At 46.8% G+C, this 278-nt stretch carries 1 protein-coding gene; it reads right to left on the reverse strand.

What is annotated here, in order from left to right; genetic code table 11:
• Positions 1–38: 38 nt before the first annotated feature.
• Positions 39–278, reverse strand: a 240-nt coding sequence (locus AC1RPJ_RS08135; RefSeq protein WP_481762902.1) for a DUF3310 domain-containing protein, incomplete at its 5' end; no start/stop codon positions are given.

Genomic DNA, 278 nt, shown 5'->3' on the forward strand with positions numbered 1-278 from the left:
GTAGGCAAGGTTGTCTTGTCCAAGTCTTGTGCGGCTTTTCAATTCTCACTACGACGCGCAGCATACTTCACGGCGTTGCCAGTGTTGAACGTCATCAGCTCCACAAGATCAATTATCTCGATTCCAGACGGATGGGAGTTGTAGTGTGTCGGGTGATTAACGTGTTCGTAGTCCGGATGATTTACATCGACCTTCTTCACAGCTTCGTTAGCGGTACTTACGGAATCATCAAAAACCTGCTTTGACAGAATTTGCGAAGCTATCAACCTTTTGGTGAC

The organism is Dellaglioa sp. CoH-57-MRSF-17 (assembly GCF_056782015.1).